The sequence below is a fragment of the Geobacillus sp. B4113_201601 genome (genome assembly GCF_001587475.1).
GTDB lineage: Bacteria > Bacillota > Bacilli > Bacillales > Anoxybacillaceae > Geobacillus > Geobacillus icigianus.
This window is the reverse complement of the sequence record NZ_LQYX01000055.1, coordinates 1-962: the sequence shown is the minus strand read 5'-3', so window position 1 is coordinate 962 and position 962 is coordinate 1. Positions and strand designations below refer to the sequence as shown.

Below are 962 nucleotides of genomic sequence, written 5' to 3'. Positions count from 1 at the left end.
CCTCGGCGGCGTCTGGCTCTTGGATCAGCTCTGGAGACAACTGGGGTTGGGAGAGATTCTCCACTCCTTGTTTACCTCCCGACATCACCAGATTTCGCTGGAACGGCTGATTTTTGCCATGGTGGCGAATCGCGCCCTTCATCCGTCAAGCAAGTTGGCGATGGAGGAGTGGGTGGAGAAAGATGTGTATATCCCTCACCTTCCTCAAGCCGCCAGCCACCAGTTGTACCGGGCGATGGATGAACTGCTGGCCGTGCAGCCGGAATTGGAACGTCAAGTGTTCCATGCTGTGGCCGATTTATTGAATTTGGAAGTCGACTTGATTTACTTCGATACGACTTCGTCGTACTTCGAAGTGGATCCCTCTGAAACACCGGAAGGAGAATCGCTTCGAAAACAAGGATTCTCGAAAGACAAACGCCCAGACTTGGTTCAAATCGTCATTGGGCTGGCTGTCACCCGGGAAGGAATCCCGATTCGCGCTTGGGTATGGCCTGGCAATACGATGGACATGACGGTCATCAAACAGGTGAAACAAGACTTGATTGGCTGGAAGCTTGGACGTGTGATCAGCGTCATGGACCGCGGCTTTTCCTCTGAAGAGAATTTGCGAATCTTGCAACAGGCCGGCGGACACTACATTGTCGGCGAAAAAATGCGATCCGGCAAAGCCGCCGTCGAAGAGGCCTTAAGCCGTCGCGGACGTTATCATGAAGTGGACGAGAATTTGCACATCAAAGAAATCATCGTCGGCGACGGAGAAGCGCGTCAGCGCTATGTTCTCGTGTACAATCCCAGCGAAGCCGAACGCCAACGCAAGGAGCGAGAAACGCTGCTCGAATCGCTGAAAGAGGAGTTAAAAGGGCTTCGCCAACTCCTAAACGAAGCCCATCATAAGGCGACCTGCCGGTTGCGTTCCCATCCGTCCTACGGAAAATACTTGCGCCAGTTGAAGGACGGAA

General features: G+C 53.3%; 1 protein-coding gene. It reads left to right on the top strand.

The window, feature by feature from the left end; genetic code table 11:
* Positions 1 to 962: IS1634 family transposase (locus tag B4113_RS08010; protein ID WP_153017141.1), on the top strand; the 962-nt coding region annotated here is incomplete at both ends.